At 42.9% G+C, this 17,488-nt stretch carries 17 protein-coding genes and 1 pseudogene; 15 read left to right on the forward strand and 3 right to left on the reverse strand.

Going from position 1 to position 17,488, the window contains the following annotated elements:
* Nucleotides 1-405: 405 nt before the first annotated feature.
* The gene (locus SY85_RS16995) at nt 406-1,395 is read right to left on the reverse strand and encodes a potassium channel beta subunit family protein (protein WP_066406072.1); all 990 of its coding nucleotides are present in this window, start codon (nt 1,393-1,395) and stop codon (nt 406-408) included.
* Between the two features lie 397 nt (nt 1,396-1,792).
* On the opposite strand from SY85_RS16995, the gene SY85_RS17000 reads away from it, so the two are divergent.
* From SY85_RS17000 to SY85_RS17020, 5 genes are all read left to right on the forward strand, one after another.
* A complete protein-coding gene (locus SY85_RS17000) occupies nt 1,793-2,155 on the forward strand; it encodes a cupin domain-containing protein (RefSeq protein ID WP_158512995.1) in 363 nt (120 codons plus the stop codon).
* A gap of 82 nt (nt 2,156-2,237) precedes the next feature.
* The gene (locus SY85_RS17005) at nt 2,238-2,501 is read left to right on the forward strand and encodes a hypothetical protein (RefSeq protein ID WP_066406074.1); all 264 of its coding nucleotides are present in this window, start codon (nt 2,238-2,240) and stop codon (nt 2,499-2,501) included.
* Nucleotides 2,502-2,613: 112 nt separating this feature from the next.
* Complete coding sequence (locus tag SY85_RS17010; protein WP_226998864.1) at nt 2,614-2,982, forward strand: VOC family protein; 369 nt, start codon at nt 2,614-2,616, stop codon at nt 2,980-2,982.
* A gap of 93 nt (nt 2,983-3,075) precedes the next feature.
* Nucleotides 3,076-3,585 carry a hypothetical protein gene (locus SY85_RS17015; protein WP_066406075.1) on the forward strand — a complete coding sequence of 170 codons (510 nt, stop codon included), beginning with the start codon at nt 3,076-3,078 and terminating at the stop codon, nt 3,583-3,585.
* Nucleotides 3,586-3,650: 65 nt separating this feature from the next.
* Nucleotides 3,651-4,112, forward strand: coding sequence for a hypothetical protein (locus tag SY85_RS17020; protein WP_066406076.1), 462 nt, complete (start codon nt 3,651-3,653; stop codon nt 4,110-4,112).
* Between the two features lie 175 nt (nt 4,113-4,287).
* On the opposite strand, the gene SY85_RS17025 is transcribed toward SY85_RS17020, so the two are convergent.
* A complete protein-coding gene (locus SY85_RS17025; protein WP_066406077.1) occupies nt 4,288-5,520 on the reverse strand; it encodes an MFS transporter in 1,233 nt (410 codons plus the stop codon).
* Nucleotides 5,521-5,817: 297 nt separating this feature from the next.
* Here SY85_RS17025 and SY85_RS17030 point away from each other — a divergent pair, with 297 nt between their 5' ends.
* From SY85_RS17030 to SY85_RS17075, 9 genes and pseudogenes are all read left to right on the forward strand, one after another.
* Nucleotides 5,818-6,603 carry a hypothetical protein gene (locus tag SY85_RS17030; RefSeq protein ID WP_148661229.1) on the forward strand — a complete coding sequence of 262 codons (786 nt, stop codon included), beginning with the start codon at nt 5,818-5,820 and terminating at the stop codon, nt 6,601-6,603.
* Nucleotides 6,604-6,837: 234 nt separating this feature from the next.
* A complete protein-coding gene (locus SY85_RS17035) occupies nt 6,838-7,713 on the forward strand; it encodes an SDR family oxidoreductase (RefSeq protein ID WP_066406079.1) in 876 nt (291 codons plus the stop codon).
* Between the two features lie 22 nt (nt 7,714-7,735).
* Nucleotides 7,736-8,655, forward strand: a pseudogene (locus tag SY85_RS17040) (helix-turn-helix domain-containing protein).
* A 798-nt stretch (nt 8,656-9,453) separates the two neighbouring features.
* Nucleotides 9,454-10,707 carry a TolC family protein gene (locus SY85_RS17050; RefSeq protein WP_066406081.1) on the forward strand — a complete coding sequence of 418 codons (1,254 nt, stop codon included), beginning with the start codon at nt 9,454-9,456 and terminating at the stop codon, nt 10,705-10,707.
* A gap of 10 nt (nt 10,708-10,717) precedes the next feature.
* Nucleotides 10,718-11,623, forward strand: a complete 906-nt coding sequence (locus tag SY85_RS17055) for an HlyD family secretion protein (RefSeq protein WP_066406082.1) — start codon at nt 10,718-10,720, stop codon at nt 11,621-11,623.
* 5 nt (nt 11,624-11,628) lie between these two features.
* On the forward strand, nt 11,629-12,582 hold the full coding sequence (locus tag SY85_RS17060; RefSeq protein ID WP_066406083.1) for an ABC transporter ATP-binding protein: 954 nt from the start codon (nt 11,629-11,631) through the stop codon (nt 12,580-12,582).
* Nucleotides 12,579-13,322 (forward strand): ABC transporter ATP-binding protein, encoded by a 744-nt coding sequence (locus SY85_RS17065; RefSeq protein ID WP_082886541.1) that lies wholly within the window; start codon nt 12,579-12,581, stop codon nt 13,320-13,322. Before SY85_RS17060 ends, SY85_RS17065 begins: the two co-directional genes overlap by 4 nt.
* Before the next feature lie 2 nt (nt 13,323-13,324).
* On the forward strand, nt 13,325-14,431 hold the full coding sequence (locus tag SY85_RS17070; protein ID WP_066406084.1) for an ABC transporter permease: 1,107 nt from the start codon (nt 13,325-13,327) through the stop codon (nt 14,429-14,431).
* A gap of 97 nt (nt 14,432-14,528) precedes the next feature.
* Nucleotides 14,529-15,653, forward strand: coding sequence for an ABC transporter permease (locus tag SY85_RS17075; RefSeq protein ID WP_066406085.1), 1,125 nt, complete (start codon nt 14,529-14,531; stop codon nt 15,651-15,653).
* A gap of 462 nt (nt 15,654-16,115) precedes the next feature.
* Here SY85_RS17075 and SY85_RS17080 read toward each other — a convergent pair whose 3' ends face one another.
* Nucleotides 16,116-16,376 (reverse strand): hypothetical protein, encoded by a 261-nt coding sequence (locus SY85_RS17080; protein WP_066406086.1) that lies wholly within the window; start codon nt 16,374-16,376, stop codon nt 16,116-16,118.
* A gap of 573 nt (nt 16,377-16,949) precedes the next feature.
* On the opposite strand from SY85_RS17080, the gene SY85_RS17085 reads away from it, so the two are divergent.
* Nucleotides 16,950-17,387 (forward strand): tetratricopeptide repeat protein, encoded by a 438-nt coding sequence (locus SY85_RS17085; RefSeq protein ID WP_066406087.1) that lies wholly within the window; start codon nt 16,950-16,952, stop codon nt 17,385-17,387.
* Nucleotides 17,388-17,488: the final 101 nt, after the last annotated feature.

Raw genomic sequence — 17,488 nt, forward strand, 5'->3', positions numbered from 1 at the left:
GTGAATGGTGAGAGGGCCAGCGCTCGCCCCGGCCCCTAAAGGGGAGCGGCCCAAGCACAGGTACCCCGCAGATAGCGCCGATGGCGCAGCGATTTGAACCACAGGGATACCGGGAACACAAAGGGACACAGAGAAAAAGTTTCGCACAGAGGAAAGGAGAACAGGAGAAAAATAACGAACAAGCAACAAGGAATGAAGAATGATGAAGGAAAAGAAAATAATGAACAAGATTCAAGACGCAAGGTTCAAGTAAGAAAAAGAATGGATAAAAGAAAAGCACTCCGATGATGGAGTGCTTTTCTTTTATAAAGTAAGATTGCGTTTTAGGAAACCCTTTCACGTTTGACTTCTCACGTTTCACGATCTCTGGACCTCCCCTTTAGGGGCTGGGGGCGTGCGCTGCCCTTAAAACGACGTTTCCTTTGGCTTGGTCTGCATAATATCTTCAATGCGTTGCAATACTTCGGGTGTCAGTTTAGGCAATACATCCAAGGCTTTCAGGTTCTCTGTCAATTGCTCTTTTTTGGTAGCACCCAAAATTGCTGTAGTGACATTCGGATTTTGAATGGCCCAGGCAATAGAGAGTGTAGAAACCGGTGTGTCCAGTTCTTTGGCAAAGGCAGTAAGCTGACGTACTTTATCCAGTTTGTCTTCTACAATAAAGCGGTCCTTTAACCAGTCGAAACCTTCCAGTGCAAAGCGGCTGCCTTCTGGAATACCGTCGTTGTACTTGCCGGATAGCAGACCCGAAGCCAGTGGGCTCCAGATGGTAGTACCCAAGCCTACTGTTTTGTAGATCATGGCATAATCGCTCTCTACTTTGTCACGTTCCAGCAGGTTGTATTGCGGCTGTTCTACTGAAGGACCAATCAGCTTGTATTCATGCGCTACACGGTGGGCTTCCATGATCTCCACGCCTGTCCACTCGCTGGTACCCCAGTACAGGATCTTGCCTTGCTGGATTAGTAAGTTCATAGTCCATACCACTTCTTCAATAGGTACGTTTCTATCGGGGCGGTGGCAGAAGAAAATATCCAGGTAGTCTACCTGCAGGCGCTCCAGCGCTTCGTGGCAGGCTTCTACAATATGCTTGCGGCTAAGGCCGGTCTGGTTAGGTTTGTTTTCTTTACCGCGCCAGCCAAAGAATACCTTGCTGCTAACCGTATAAGACGTACGATCCCAGCTCTTGCGCTTGAGTACGCGGCCCATTAGTTTTTCACTTTGCCCAAGCGCATATACTTCTGCGTTATCAAAGAAGTTAACACCATTGTCGTAGGCAATGCCCATCAATTCATCGGCAATGCTTTCGTCGATCTGTTTGTGAAAGGTCACCCAGCTGCCGTACGATAACACACTCAATTGTAATCCGGTTTTACCCATTCTTCTGTACTCCATAGCTAATCATTTAAGAATGCAGATTTACTATAAGTTTCTCGCATGAGCAAGAGATGAGCTGCAGGCGCTTCGCGCTATGGTGTTTCACGCAGAGCGCGCCAAGGCGCGGAAAGGGAGAAACCACGGAGACACAAAGGCACAAAGGGGCACAGAGGAGGGGTAATTAGCTGATGTGATGATTAGCTAATGGAAGTTGACAGGATACTAGCCTGCAGCAGGAACTTTCCTTTGTCTTCCCTTGTTTTAAGACAGGACCATTATTAAAAACAATCGTAAATAGTCAGGTAATAAATCCCGCTAATCATTTCTGATATCCTTTTCATCCGCGGTCCCTTTTTGTATAACCATTTAGTACATTTAAGTGTAAACTACAAACTGAGAAAAAATAACAAAGTCTATGCAAATGACTCATTCAGAAGTGTGGCCATGGCCGGATGATCTTGACGCTTTAATTGCCGCACCGCAACACCACAAGCTTTTGTTTGAAAACGAGTTTGTGCGTGTGTTAGACACCTGTATACCACCAAATGAAACCACTCCTGTTCATACACATCGCTTTCCGGCTTCGTTATATATTTTGAGCTGGTCAGATTTTATACGATTTGATGATAATGGGGAAGTGATTTTTGATTCGCGAACGCTGGCTAACATTCCTACAGCCGGATCTGCCGGTTGGACGGAATCGTTTGCACCACATGCCTTACAAAATATCGGCACTCAGGATCTTCATGTAATTAGTATAGAACAAAAGAAGATCTAAATTTATACTGTTGATGATGGGGTAGTCATATATCCTCTTCTTTAACATCAACAATGGCGTTAAACCAGATTAAAACAACTTAGTGAAAATTAGAAACAGTGCTTTGAAAATTGCGATATTGGTTTCTATTTTACATTGCCTTCTAGGTAATTTAATTGGTGCTAGATCAGACAATTCATTTGTACAAGTTGTTTTCCTTCCATATAGCCTTATCGCCGGCATGTCAAATTTTGCAGGCTGGGATTCTTTGTCCTTAATTCTTGAATTAGCAGGTTTAATATTAATGACATTGCTTTTTTATCCACTTGGACTACTTATTGAAAAAGACAAAGACTTAAATGAATGATTTTTACCGTTGTTGGTTTTTCTCCTGGCCATTGTGCAGCAGTTACACCAACAACTGAAAGGAGTAAGGCTGCTTACTTTTCATTGTTTATCTTCACCCAAAAGAACAAAGAGTGGATATCAATCAGCAGACGAAATCAATAAGAACTTTTATCGGAGCAAAAGATTTTGAGATATCAAGATCGTTTTACCGGGACCTGGGTTTTGAAGAAGGGATCATTTCAGAAAAGATGTCACTGTTTACCATAAAAGGATTAAGCTTTTACCTTCAAGACTATTACGTAAAAGACTGGATTGACAATTCGATGATCTTACTGGAAGTAGATGATGTTAATAGTTACTGGAGTTTTCTACAACAACTGGAACTAAATAAAAAATACCCAGAAATCAAGCTTATTCCAATTCAGGAGCATGAGTGGGGTAAAGAATGCTTGTTGATTGATCCTTCCGGTGTACTTTGGCATTTTGCTGAATTTCATTGATAGACAATTATTGACAAACGATGTTGTTGGTGTGCCAATCACATGGCCTATGGCTTAACACCAACAACTTAATAAATAGAGCCAACCAAAACTATGAACGAATTAGAACTAACTGCTGAAGGCGAGTTCGTCGTCAGAGAATCCAAGATCACCAATTTCATTTTTGGTGGTGCTATGCTGGCCGTTTTCTTTGTCTCTCTATTTTTTGGTGATTATGGTTGGGGCAACTATCTAATGGGTGCTTGTATTTTCCTTATTCCCGGCGCCATTGCCATAGCAAAAGGGCGAAGGAATACTACTATCATAAGAATAAATAAAACAGGGGTTTACTACGCTGGGCGATTAGTCACCGACTGGAATCGGTTTTATGATGCCGTAGTAAGGGATAAGATGCAAGCAGGCAGCTATAATGATAACTTCGTTTTGGATCTTCGATATTATGCTTTTGATTATTCCTTACTCTGTACTGAAAGTATTCCTCTTACCAACACGCAGGACAAAGGCGAAGAGGAGATCATTGAAGCAATAAGCTTTTACAAAAATCTAAGTAAGGAGCTTGCGCCAAGCCAAGCAGAGGGAAGTTTATCCAATAATGGGTGGTAAATAAGGCATGTACAACCAGTTCACTTTTACGCTCTCTGTTTTGCATCACTTGTCAAGAGACTAAAATGAAATCCCTGATAATTAAACTAGTTATTCCGCTGACCGTTATTTCTTTTGCGACATTCACGAAATGGTGGTATACATTACCTGTCGACGCACCGGACACAATGTTTATTGGCTTCCCATTTCCCTATGTTGGCAGTGGCTGGCATACTTCGCTTTCATTGCAAGTTTTTGTAGCTGAATTTGTAGCAGACTTACTGACCTATTTCCTGTTTTGGTTCATCTTGGTGTTTTGCATAAACCGATTTATTGTAAAACTAAAGACGCATAAAGTAGTAACAATAAGCCTATGGACTTTTTGCGGACTTATTATTGCTTTTTCAATTTTACTTGCAGTAAACAAGGATAATTTGTTCTATATCAAACGACCATTTGGAATGAAGGTGATAGAGACAGGGTATCAGTTTAGTTGGCAACATAAGCAACGATCAGGCTATATTATATCTGATCCAGAAACGAAATGATAGGCAGTGAAATCACAACGTAGCCTTCAACTGTTTTCACGTGTATATTTTACTTCCTTGTTTGGTCTTCCCTGTGCGCCAGCCGTTGTTGTGTCTTTTGACCAACAACTGAAGCGTGGGTAGTAGTCATTTATTTTCTGTTGTTGGTGAAACCGTCAACACCTTCTTAAAAAACTCATGCTGCCTTTCTTTCCGCTTCTACTCTTGCCTTCTTTAATACAGGTATAAAAAGCAAAGCAGCCGTCATGCCTGCAGCTCCTTCCAGCAATACAGTGAGGGGAGCACCAGCGGCATGTGCACTCAGTCCTACTATCAAGCTGCCAATGGGCTGCATACCCTGGAACGCCATTACATAATAGCTAACCACACGGCCACGCATGTGCTCCGCTACATTGGTTTGTACATAGGTGTTGGTGGCCGCAATCTGTGCCAGCATACCGGCTTCACCAATCATGATCAACACTAAGGCCACTGTGATGTTTTGTATATACGCGAATGCAATAAGACTGGCAGTAAGCAACAGGCAGGCAAACACAATTACTTTGAACAGGTTGCGCCCGGAACGTAAACGAGCCATATAAATAGCACCTAGAAGCGCACCCAACCCTGAGATGCTGTTCATCCAGCTGAAGGTGGTAACATTGCCATTGTATACCGTTTGTGCATATACTGGGAACAGATTAGTGTAGGGCATCACCAGCAGGCTGGTGAACGCCATGAGCAGAATGGCGGAGCGCAAACCGCGCTGGCTTTTTAAATAATCATAACCCTCTTTCAAGCCCTGCCAAATATCTTGCTCAAACTTTTTCCGTTCGGGTATTTTGATCTTCATCAGCAGCAGCGAAGCAATCACAGCAATAAAACTCAGGAAGTTGATCAGGAAGCAAACATCCTCACCATAGTTGCTAAGAAGGATACCACCTAAGGCAGGGCCTATCAGGCGCGCCAGCGTAACCATGGTAGAATTGAGTGCTATGGCATTAGGTAGGTCGGCTTTGTTTTGTACCAGCACGATCATGAGTGATTGACGGGAAGGTGTATCAAAAGCATTGATAACGCCCAGCAATACACTGAGCAGAATAATACCCGCTACATTGTAATGGCCTGTAAATACCATGAAGGTGAGAAGGCCTGCCTGGATCATGGACGCAATTTGTGTAACCAGCAGCGTGCGATAGCGGCTGTGCCGGTCAACATAAGCACCTGCATAAGGCGACAAGAGTAAAACGGGTATTAGTCCGGCAAAGCCCACAAGGCCCAGCATAAACGCCGAGTGGGTAATGCTGTATACCAGCCAGCTTACCGCAATGCGTTGCATCCAGGTGCCAATAAGCGAAATGGCCTGCCCGGAAAAGTACAAACGGAAATTATAATAATGCAGGGCACGTAATGCAGGGGGTAAACTCATCTAACACACTTTAACTGTTCTGCAGGAAATAGCCTCATGTCTTCTAGTGCAAAGAGTATGCAGAAGACCGGTAGTGAAAGTGCAAAGTTGATACAGTATTGTCGGACAGTAGTGTTAAAAATTGTTAAGTGTTTATGGTGCTGTGGCATTTCTGTCAGCCTTAATGCAACGGCCCAATAACAGAAAGAAGTGATAAACTTGCTTTAGTTATTTATCTTCATTTTTGTTGATTCTATTGCCTGTTTTCGTCTAAAGTCTAACTGCTTAAATATGAGATCATTCTACTTTATTCCACTAATGCTTTTAATTAGTTGTACATCTAACCCAGTTCCAGTATCAACCGTCCCAAATAAAACAACTGCAAATGAAATGGCGGCAAAGTCCATGGCTATAAACAATGCTAGTAAAACCTGGATCGGTGAGTGGGAAAGACAGCTTTGGCAAAATAATGCCACTTTAGAGGTCACTGGTATTAAGGGCGATTCAATAACTTTTTCTCTTCAGGCATTAAGTGGTTCACATACAGGCGAAGTTGAAGGAGTGGCAATGGTGAAAGACCATGTAGCCATCTATTCTATCAAAGAAGCAGGCGAGACATGTATGCTTACATTTAAACTCCTTGGAGATTCAGTTATTTCCATTACCCAGGAAAAAGGCAACTGTTTTGCAGGCGCGGGGGTTACATTCTTGGGTGACTATAAAAATGTTAGACTCCTGAAACAAACAGAAAAGAGTGTGACCATGGTAGACCTTGGTATATTCAAAGATGAAAGAGAAGATTCTGTTTTTAAGGCATTGGTTGGGAATGACTATTCATTATTTGTCAACTCCACCCAGCTTGCTTCAGAAGATGAGGATTTGGATGGTCTTCATGCTAAGGTTCAATCTGCTGCAGTTAGAGGGCTATTTACGATAATGGAGAATATCATTATGACGGATTCTTTAAATAACATTTGGGCTGCTGTTATAGATGATGGCAAGGTGAATTATTACACAAACAATCAAGATTATAAAAATCAGCTACCAAAGACAATTGACAACTGGAGAGAGAATTTTAAGGATTATAAAGTAATTTATAAGTAGGTTTTCTTTGGTCCCAGCCGCGCCTCCTCTGTCTGGCTTTTGTGTAAAGCGAGGGACACGGCGTGATTTGAAAGGCGGTTACTACAAACGCCATGTTTCTCACACTTCCTGGAGCTATACGCAGAATACACCGCTGAGACTCAAACGAATTCCGTTTTGGCTACAACAAACATCGTTTTGGTTACACCTCCTTTTTGCCTTTGCCAGAACTTTGTATCAACAAAAAAGTAAAGAATGAAAGTATTTGTAACAGGCGCATCGGGCTTTATCGGCTCTGCTGTTGTCAAAGAACTAATAAGTGCCGGGCATCAAGTAATTGGTTTAGCACGTACAGATTCATCTGCAAAAACGATCAGCGATGCAGATGCAGATGTGTTAATGGGAAGTCTTGAAGACTTGGATATTTTAAAGCAAGGCGCCTCGCAGGCCGACGGTGTTATTCACACGGCGTTTATTCACGACTTTACACAATACGCAAAAGCAAATGAGGCTGATACCGCAGCCATCAACGCCATGGGCGAAGCGCTGATGGGAACCAGCAAGCCATTAGTAGTAACGGCCGGGATTTTAGGATTGCCCAGCATCAATGGAATCATTACCGAAGATAGTGCCGCACAAAATTCTCCACGCAGCTCGGAAGCTACGGCTATGGCGCTGGCGGAGAAAGGTGTTAATGCATCTGTTGTTCGTTTACCTCCTTCCGTTCACGATAAAGGCGACAAGGGGTTTGTTCCATTTATTATTCAACAGGCGCGCAAGAATGGTGTATCTGCCTATCCCGGTGAGGGCAACAATCGTTGGCCAGCAGTGCATCGCCTGGATGCGGCAAAGGTTTTTCAATTAGCCGTGGAGAAGGGAGCAAAAGGCGCCTTGTATAACGTTATTGGCGATAGGGGTATTGAAGTAAAAAGAATTGCAGAACTGATTGGTACAAAGCTGAACCTACCAGTTGCTTCTTTAGTGGGAGAAGAAGCGCGCGAACATTTTGAGTGGATGGTCGGTTTTATAGGATTCGATAGTCCTGCTACAAGTTTCAAAACACAAGAGCGGCTGGGTTGGAAACCTACACACATTGGTTTATTGGAAGACATGCAACAGAACTATTTTTAAAGAAGATACCAGCTGTTTTAAAATGATGAAGGCAGAACCTGTACGAATAAAAACAATTAGCGAGTTTCATAAGCTGCGGGGTTTACCACCACCGGAACATCCGCTAATTAGTGTGGTGGATTATTCAAAGATGAAAGCGTCGCACATAGACGATGCACCCGGCTTGCTGTTCGATTTTTATCTGATAGCCATCAAAAGAGGAATGGAGGGAAAATGCGATACGGGCAGCAGTCATACGATTTTGATGAAGGCGTGATGTTCTTTATGGCGCCCTACCAGTTATTAAAATTGGAAGAACAACAAACCGCAAGCGCAAAACGTAGTGGGTGGATGTTGCTTATTCATCCCGATTTCTTGTGGGGAACAGCGTTGGCCAAAACGATCAAGCAATATGAATACTTTGATTATTCTGTGAACGAAGGACTTTTCCTTTCTGAGAAGGAAGAAGGAACCATGAATGAGATCGTTCAAAAAGTGCAGCAGGAATATCGCTCCAACATTGACAAGTTTAGCCAGCAGATCATCATTGCGCAAATTGAAGTATTGCTAAACTATGCCGAGCGTTTTTATCATCGTCAGTTTATTACACGCAAAAAAGCCAACCATAAAATCCTGGAAGGATTAGAAAAATTACTAACCGATTATTTCAACAATGAAGACCTGGCAAGCAAAGGCTTACCGACCGTACAGTATATTTCAGACCAGTTAAACGTTTCGCCTGTTTATCTGCGTAGCTTACTCAAAGTATTAACAGGACAAAATACGCAGCAGCACATTCACGAAAAGCTGATTGAGAAAGCAAAAGAAAAACTTTCTACCACCGATTTATCTGTTAGCGAAATTGCTTACGAATTGGGCTTTGAACACCCACAATCTTTCAGTAAATTATTTAAAACAAAGACGAACCAATCACCATTGGAATTCAGGCAGGCATTTAACTGACAAAAGCCCGTGCCGCCCTAAAGAGAGCGCTTTGCGCTATATGGTTTCGCACAGAGCAAAGGAGAAAAGGAGGACCCCGGATTCGTTGGATGTAGAATGGATTAGCAGGATTACAGCCTGCTATCCGTAATGCCTCTTGCTTTTTGTCACCCTGAGCTTGGCGAAGGGTCACTTGCACTGGCAACCAAACTGCCAACCATAACGCCTCTTGCTGTTGCCATTCCGAGTGCAACGAGGAATGGCAGAGACTCGCACCTAAAATAAGACTGCCAACTCATAAGGACTAAGCTGTCGCCCTGAACTTGATCCTGAGGCAATCGAAGGAGGAATCTGATCTTACATCAAAGACAGCTCAATCATCAAAAGCAATCATAAATATTCAGATACCTAATCCCACTAATCCTTCCTTAAATCCTTTCCATCCGCGGTCTCTTTTCTACGCCATTGTCAGTGTTTATCTTAGCCCTTGCGCTACACTGCACCAACACCTGAAAACGACAAGGCCGCTTGTTTTTAGTTGTTTATCTTCACCCTTGTTCCTGGTGGCCGGTCCCTATAGCTGGTTCAAGTATTTGTGAGCAGACTTTGACAGTCAGGCAGACTTGTGCCACAGTAAGTGCTGTAACTTGCACATGACTATCCTGGATCAAACTACAGTCGGCTATCCCTATTGAAAAACGCACAAGGGTTTGTGCCGAATGTCGGAAAAATAATACCATATGACTAAAAGCCATGCTGAAAACGAAATGATCTAATGTGGCTTTTTAAAACAACTGATTGACATAAACAGATCAGACCATGAGCAAGAAGTATGTTATAGCTGTAATGTATTTGCTGATAACTGCCGCTTCCGCCTATTCGCAGGCCCTCACCATTGACAGTTGCTATGCGCTTGCTGTAAGAAATTATCCTTTAATAAAACAGTATGATCTGATAGAGAAAACAAAGGAATATACAGTAAGCAACGCGGGTAAAGCGTATCTGCCACAAGTAAGTGTAACGGCTATAGAAGGCTATGTATTTGGTGGGTTTCCAAGCTCGGGTGGTTCTAATAAGGAGGGTACCAATTTTAAATTTATTGGCCTGGGCCAGGTAAATCAAACGATATGGGATGGAGGTGCTACTAAAACACAAAAGAATATTATAAACGCTTCATCAGAAACCGATAAAGCTGCTGTTGATGTGCAGCTGCATGAGTTGCGTTCAAGAGTAAACCAGCTTTATTTCGGCATATTGCTCGTTGATGAGCAACTGAAGCAACTGCAGATACAAGACACGATCCTTGCCAATAATAGTAACCGGGCAAAACAACTTAACGAAAACGGCCTTGCCTATACAACAGATGTTGATGAAATAAGGGTGGAGCAATTAAAACTTGGTCAGCAACGAACAGAGTTCAATTACACACGCAATGGTTACGTAACGATGCTTTCGCATTTAACCGGCGTAAAGCTTAATGAACAAACCAGCTTTCAAAAACCGCTTGTAAGTAGCCAGCTTGCTAGCATGCAGGTCATCCGACCCGAACTTTCTTTATATAGGAACCAGCGCAACCTTGTCAATGCACAGGCTGGTATGCAGCGCGTAAAGCTTATGCCCAAGATAGGCTTGCTGGGAGCGGGTGTTGTGTTGGCGCCGGGTGCTACTATTGGCAACGGCAAACTTTCTTCCCTAGGTGTAGTGGGATTAAGTGCCTCATGGAATATCAGTGGTCTCTATAAAAACGGGAATGAAAAGCAACTAACGCAGCAGCAGTTGAAAAAGATAAATGTGCAGGAGGAAACATTTTTATTCAATACAAAATTTCAGCTGACGCAGTCGGCCGCCAACATAGATAAGCAAAGAGCTATTATTGCAGCAGATGATGAAATTGTAAGTCTGAGGCAAACAATTCGGAAAGGCTACCAACTAAAGTATGATAACGGCGCAGGCCCGCTAATAGATATTTTGAACGCTACTCAAAAAGAAGCCGAAGCCCGTGCACAAAAAGCCCTGCATGAAATGCAACTACTAATGACCCTATACGACTACAAAACAGTATCCGGAAACTAACAGGCATACAATGAAAAGCAAACAGATCATATACCCGCTTGCACTATTGTTAGGCATTGCCTCCTGCAAGGAAGAAAAAAAGAATTATGATGCTTCGGGTTCGTTTGAAGCAGTGGAAACAATGGTCTCCGCCGAAGCAAGTGGCAAGCTATTGCAACTGGCTATTGAAGAAGGACAGCAACTGGATTCAGGGCAGGTAGTTGGTTATATAGACAGTATGCAATTGCATTTAAACAAAGGGCAACTGTTGCAAAATAAAAAAGCCATACTCAGTAGCCGACCGGAAACCAATGTGCAGTTAGTAGCTTTAAAAGCTGAACTGGCCAATGCAGCGCTAGACCGCAACAGAACGGAGAATCTTGTTAAAGGTGGCGTGGCTTCACAAAAGCAATTAGATGATGCAAACGCCAAAATGGCCACGCTGCAGGCAAGGATAAATGCGCAGCAAAGTTCGCTGCAAGTATCCACATCTTCTTTAAATGAGCAGGGTAGCACGGTGGATACGCAGCTGAAAGAAATAAACGACCAGTTGAGAAAATATGTGATTGTTAACCCTGTGAGAGGAACTGTTTTAACCAAATATGCAGAGTCCTATGAAATGGCTGTAATGGGCAAGCCTTTATATAAGATAGCTGACCTGTCCACCATTATTCTCCGGGCTTATATTACGGGCGACCAATTGCAGCAGGTAAAGATTGGCCAGCAGGTGAAAGTGGCTACAGACGACGGCAAAGGCGGCTTTAAAGAAACAACGGGTATCATTACCTGGATAAATGACAAATCGGAATTCACCCCTAAAACCATTCAAACAAAAAACGAAAGAGCCAACCTTGTCTATGCGATAAAAGTGAGCGTGAAAAACGATGGGTATTTAAAGATCGGCATGTATGGCCAGGTTAGCTGGAACAAGCAATAAAGCATATGCCTGCAGTGTTGTTGAAAAATATCAGTAAGACCTATGACAAGGGCCAGGTGAAGGCCGTTAACAACGTTTCATTTGATGTTGAGCAGGGGGAGCTGTTTGGGCTTATCGGGCCCGACGGCGCCGGCAAAACATCCATCTTTAGAATATTGACCACCGTTCTTTTAGCCGATAGCGGAGAAGCGAAAGTGGGCGAGCTGGATGTAGTGAAAGACTACCGGGCCATTCGCAATAAGGTAGGCTATATGCCCGGAAGGTTCTCGCTGTACCAAGATCTTACCGTGGCTGAAAACCTGCAGTTTTTTGCTACCATCTTCAAGACAAGCATTGAAGCCAATTATGCTTTGATCAAAGATATTTATGAGCAAATAAAGCCATTCAACAACCGGCCTGCCGGTAAGCTATCTGGCGGTATGAAACAAAAATTAGCCCTTTGCTGCGCATTGATCCATAAACCTGAAGTATTGTTTTTAGATGAGCCGACAACCGGTGTTGATGCTGTTTCGAGAAAAGAATTCTGGGAAATGCTGCGGCGTCTGAAACAGCAAGGTATCACTATCATGGTTTCCACACCCTACATGGATGAAGCGTCTTTATGCGACCGTATTGCGCTGATTCAAAGCGGGCATATTATGTCGGTTGATAGGCCGCAAACGATCATTGATCGTTTTCCTGCACCGTTGTATGCGGCCAAGTCAAAAGACATTTATCGTTTGTTGAAGAACTTTCGTTCAGATACTGCTGTGGATAGTTGTTATGCTTTTGGGGAGTACCTGCATATGACATTGAAAGATGCGCATCACACAGAAGCGTTTATTATTGAACGGGCCGCCCAATACAACGCAGAAGACTTTGAAGTGAAACGAATTACTCCGGCCATCGAAGACTGTTTCATTTATCTGATGAGAGAAACCGATGTGGCTAAGCCAAACCTAAATGTGCAAGCACCATGAGTGACAAAGCGATCATTTGTAAAAACCTCACCAAAAAGTTTGGCGATTTTACGGCCGTCAACCAGATAACGTTTGAGGTGGGGCAGGGGGAGATCTTTGGATTCCTGGGTGCTAACGGTGCGGGCAAAACCACGGCTATGCGCATGCTATGCGGGCTTTCTTACCCCAGTTCCGGTGAGGCTACGGTAGCCGGTTTTAATGTATATAAACAACAGGAAAAAATTAAAGCCAACATTGGCTATATGAGCCAGAAGTTTTCCCTGTATGAAAATCTCCGGGTGTTTGAGAATATCGAGTTTTATGGCGGCGTATATGGCCTGTCCCGTTCAGAAATTAAAAAGCGGGGTGAGGAGATGATAAATACGTTGGGTTTAACAAATGAGGTGAACAAGTTTGTTGGTGAATTGCCGCTCGGTTGGAAACAGAAACTCGCTTTTTCCGTCGCTATTTTTCATCGCCCCAAAATTGTTTTCCTCGATGAACCAACAGGCGGTGTTGATCCGGTTACACGACGCCAGTTCTGGGACCTGATCTATGAGGCTGCTGCTGATGGCATTACGGTATTCGTGACCACACATTACATGGATGAAGCCGAGTATTGCAACCGCATTTCCATTATGGTGGACGGAAAGGTAGAAGCTCTGGATACACCCGCTACCCTCAAACAACAATTCCATACACACTCGATGGATGAAGTATTTTATCAACTGGCACGGCGTGCTCAAAGAAGCGGAGACTGACCATGAAACAATTGCTCGCTTTTATTCAAAAAGAATTTCACCATGTGTTCCGGGACAGAAGAACGCTGCTCATTCTGTTTGGCCTGCCGGTTGTGCAAATTATTCTCTTTGGCTTTGCATTAAGCAGCGAAGTAAAGAATTTAGGCATAACGATATTGGATGATGCACATGACAATCACTCGGAACAGATCATCAACCGGGTGAAAGCAAGTTCTTACTTCAGTGTTAAAGCCCCTGTTTTGAATTATGCTGATATCGAAGAAGAGTTTAAAAAAGGCAACATAAAATGCGCTTTGCTGTTTCCTGTAAATTTTTCTCAGGAACTGGGGCGTTCGGGAAGAGCGCAGGTGCAGATCATTACAGATGCCTCTGACCCGAACACCGCTACTACGGTAGTGAATTACCTCAACGCCATTATCGGCAATTACCAGCAACAAATAAATCCTGCAGCGCGGATCAACTACCAGATCATTCCAGAGGTAAGACAGCTATACAACGAAGAGCAAAATGGCTCGCTTAATTTTATTCCCGGTGTCATTGCGCTCATCTTCATGATCGTTTGCACGGCCCTTACTTCTGTATCCATAGTGCGGGAAAAGGAGTTGGGAACAATGGAAGTTCTGCTTGTGTCTCCTTTCAAGCCTATTATGGTGCTTATTGCCAAAGCCATACCTTACCTAGTGCTGTCTATTGTAAATTTTATTATCATTTTGCTGCTTTCCACCTACCTGCTCCATGTGCCCATCAGGGGCAGTCTTGTACTGCTGTTTGCAGAAAGCATTCTCTTTATCATTACCTGCTTATCACTGGGCCTGCTCATTTCAAACCTTACTAACTCACAACAAACGGCCATGCTCATTTCTATGATGGGCATGATGTTGCCTACCATGATCCTCACTGGTTTTATGTTTCCGCTAGAAAACATGCCCATGGTATTCCAGGTCATATCGCACATTATTCCATCCCGGTACTATTATATCATCATTAAAGCCGTAATGCTGAAAGGACTGGATTTTAGTTATATATGGAAAGAGACATTGATCCTGGCAGGTATGGCTGCATTTCTTTTAACTGTGGCCCTGAAAAACTTTAAAACACGGTTATCATGAAATGCCCAGGCAAATACATTCAAACAACAATGACTTGCCAAGGCGTATCAATCGGCAAAATATCAGCCGCTGAAAGCGGCGAGTTAAAAAATTACGAATGAAGGTTCTAGGTTTTATACTTCAAAAGGAGTTCAGGCAGATATTTCGCGATAAGACGATCCTCGCCATGATGTTTGCCGTGCCTATCATTCAGTTGATCATTTTACCACTGGCCGCGAATTTTGAAGTGAAAAATGTAAACGTTGTTTTTGTTGATTACGACCGCAGCACCTATTCTCAAAAACTGCTTAACAAAATCGCATCGTCTGGTTACTTCCGCATTGTTGGCAATACCATCTCTTACAATGATGCCTTACACATGATCGAAAAAAATGAGACCGATATTATATTGGAGATCCCCAATGGATTTGAGCGCAACCTGGTACGGGAAGGCAGCCAGCAGGTGCATATGTCGGTAGATGCTATTAACGGCACAAAATCATCCATTGGCAGCGCCTACCTTTCGGCTGTGCTGGTTGACTTTAACCGCACATTGGATGTAAATACTAAAGCCGTTAACAACAGTACCGCAGCCCCAATGCCCCTTATTGATATAACGTATACCGATTGGTTCAATCCCCGCAAAGAATACAAGTACTATATGGTACCGGGCATTTTGGTGTTGCTTCTTACATTGATCGGTGGATTCATCACGGCCTTGAATATTGTAAGGGAAAAAGAAATTGGCACCATCGAACAAATAAACGTAACGCCCATTAAAAAATGGCAGTTCATTCTTGGCAAGCTCATTCCCTTCTGGATTGTGGGCATGATCGTGTTTACCCTTGGGCTTATTGTCATGTATATTGTGTATGGCATTTTTCCCGCAGGAAGTTTCGCCGTTCTTTATCTTTTCGCAGCAGTGTACCTGGTGGCTTTGTTAGGGTTTGGCCTGCTGATCTCTACGTTTAGCAATAGCCAGCTGCAGGCCATGTTCGTTGCGTTTTTCTTTATGATGATCTTCATGCTAATGAGTGGCTTCTTCACCAGCCTGGACAGCATGCCTGGCTGGGCAAAACAGATGTCCTTCCTTACACCTGTAACTCATTTTATTGCGGTAGTAAGGCTGATCGTATTAAAAGGAAGTGGGCTATCTGAAGTAAGAACCGAATTATTGTACCTGTTAGCTTTTGCCATTGTATTAAATGGATTGGCGATCTATAATTATCGAAAGACGAATTAAAATGCAGTGAAGACCTCGCTTAGACCCTTAAGCCTGTGCTGCTCTAAAGAAAGCGCTTCGCGCTATATTGTTTCTCAGAGAGGAAAGGAGGGAAGTTTCACGTTACAGATTTCAGGTTTTACTCTTCCAGATTCAACCAAACAGCCAATCATAAAGTCTCTGGTTTTTGTCATCCAGAGCGATAGCGAAGGATCTCAGAGACTCACACCTAAGATGGGACAGCTACCTGTAATGCCTCTTGCTGTCATCCTGAACTCGTTTCAGGATCTGACGATTGCACATCAGTTATTCTGCCTTATGTATTGTCTTTACTACATTGGTTGGTCTTCTTTGCACGCTAGCCGTTGTGCCTTTTGACCAATAACCGCAGCAGGGTACAGCAGTAACTAAAGTTCAGGCTGTTGGTAAAAACACCAACAGCGGCGAAGGTTGTTATCAGAGAAAGTAATTAGTCGGTTATTGCTATTGGCCCGATTGCTTCAGTAGCTCCGTGTTGACATTCAAAAGGCTATCATTTTCCCTACGCAGTGAATCCATTATATGCTCATGATCCTGAGCCTTTGGGTTGCCTTGATGCATGTACATTGTATATAGGCTGCTTTCGCTATCATATAGCTCATTGTTATTTTTAATGATGGCTGCGTTCCTTTGGATTTCATCTTGTTTGGAGTTGGCCCCTTTACAAGCAACAAAGAAGAATAGAAAGGGTATTAATCTTTTCATGGGGTTATTTTAATATTTGCATGTACATTTTCAAGTATCTACAAACTGCTCTTTTGCTTATAAGCGACCAAATGTTTTACGCTGTTTGATAAAATATTGGTAATGTAATTATAAACTGCAGCTTGTCATCCTCCAATATTATTATAAAATCCTACAACTCTCGGATTAAGTTGTGCATCACTTTCATAAATCTCCTTACCCGTGTTCCCACGAACTACCAGTGTAGTGACTACAAGTATTCATCCGCGGCTATTATGAAAAGGAGAAAAGTGCTTTTCTCCTCCGGAAGATTTGCAGGAGGTGTTCCAAATGTTTCGTGGGTCACGAACCATGGTGAGGGAAAAAGTAACCCTTACAATGACAAAGCCAGAACCATTAATTCTTAATAAAGAAAATTAGCAGACCGACTAAAGAATACATCTAACACTATGTTTTAAAAACAGCGGCTTGGGTACAAAGGTTCAACGCTTTATCTTTAATCAAGATAGAAGTTCGAATGAGAAGCAGTGACCCTGAATACCGCTGCTTCGCAAACACCTTCTACGTCAGCCGCAATCTTTACTAACTGTTTTCATGAAAAAATTTTTAATCTTACTCACTACAGTTTATAGCTGTTCATCTCCAACTGAAAAGCCGCTTCAAAATACTGCCAACTTCGAACAAGCAAATGCTCTGTACCAAGACAAGCAATATTATGAAGCACACCGCATCTATGATTCACTTTCTAGGTTAGATAGTACCAATGGTGAACTTTTCTTTTGTAAAGCAAAGTGTGAATATGTGCTAAAGTTGGATGCGGATTGTGATAAGAACTTTAAATACTGTATAAGTCTAGGCCATAAAGTTGCAAATGCGTATTATAATTTGGGACAGCTTCACCTATTTAAAAACGATTCATTGGCTGCCGCATATTTAATGGAATATCTAAAAGACAATCCTGATGATAAGCTGGCTAAAACTTTAGCCAAAGATGCAGAGCATAGAGTAAAGGAGAATCGTATAACTCGATAAAGCTGCCGCTAACATGAGTGGCTGTTTACGCCGTTGTTGGTGTTCCTCCTAGCCTTTGTGTGGCAGTTGCACCAACAACACACAATCTTGGATTAGCACAG

The sequence above is a fragment of the Flavisolibacter tropicus genome, assembly GCF_001644645.1.
Lineage (GTDB): Bacteria > Bacteroidota > Bacteroidia > Chitinophagales > Chitinophagaceae > Flavisolibacter > Flavisolibacter tropicus.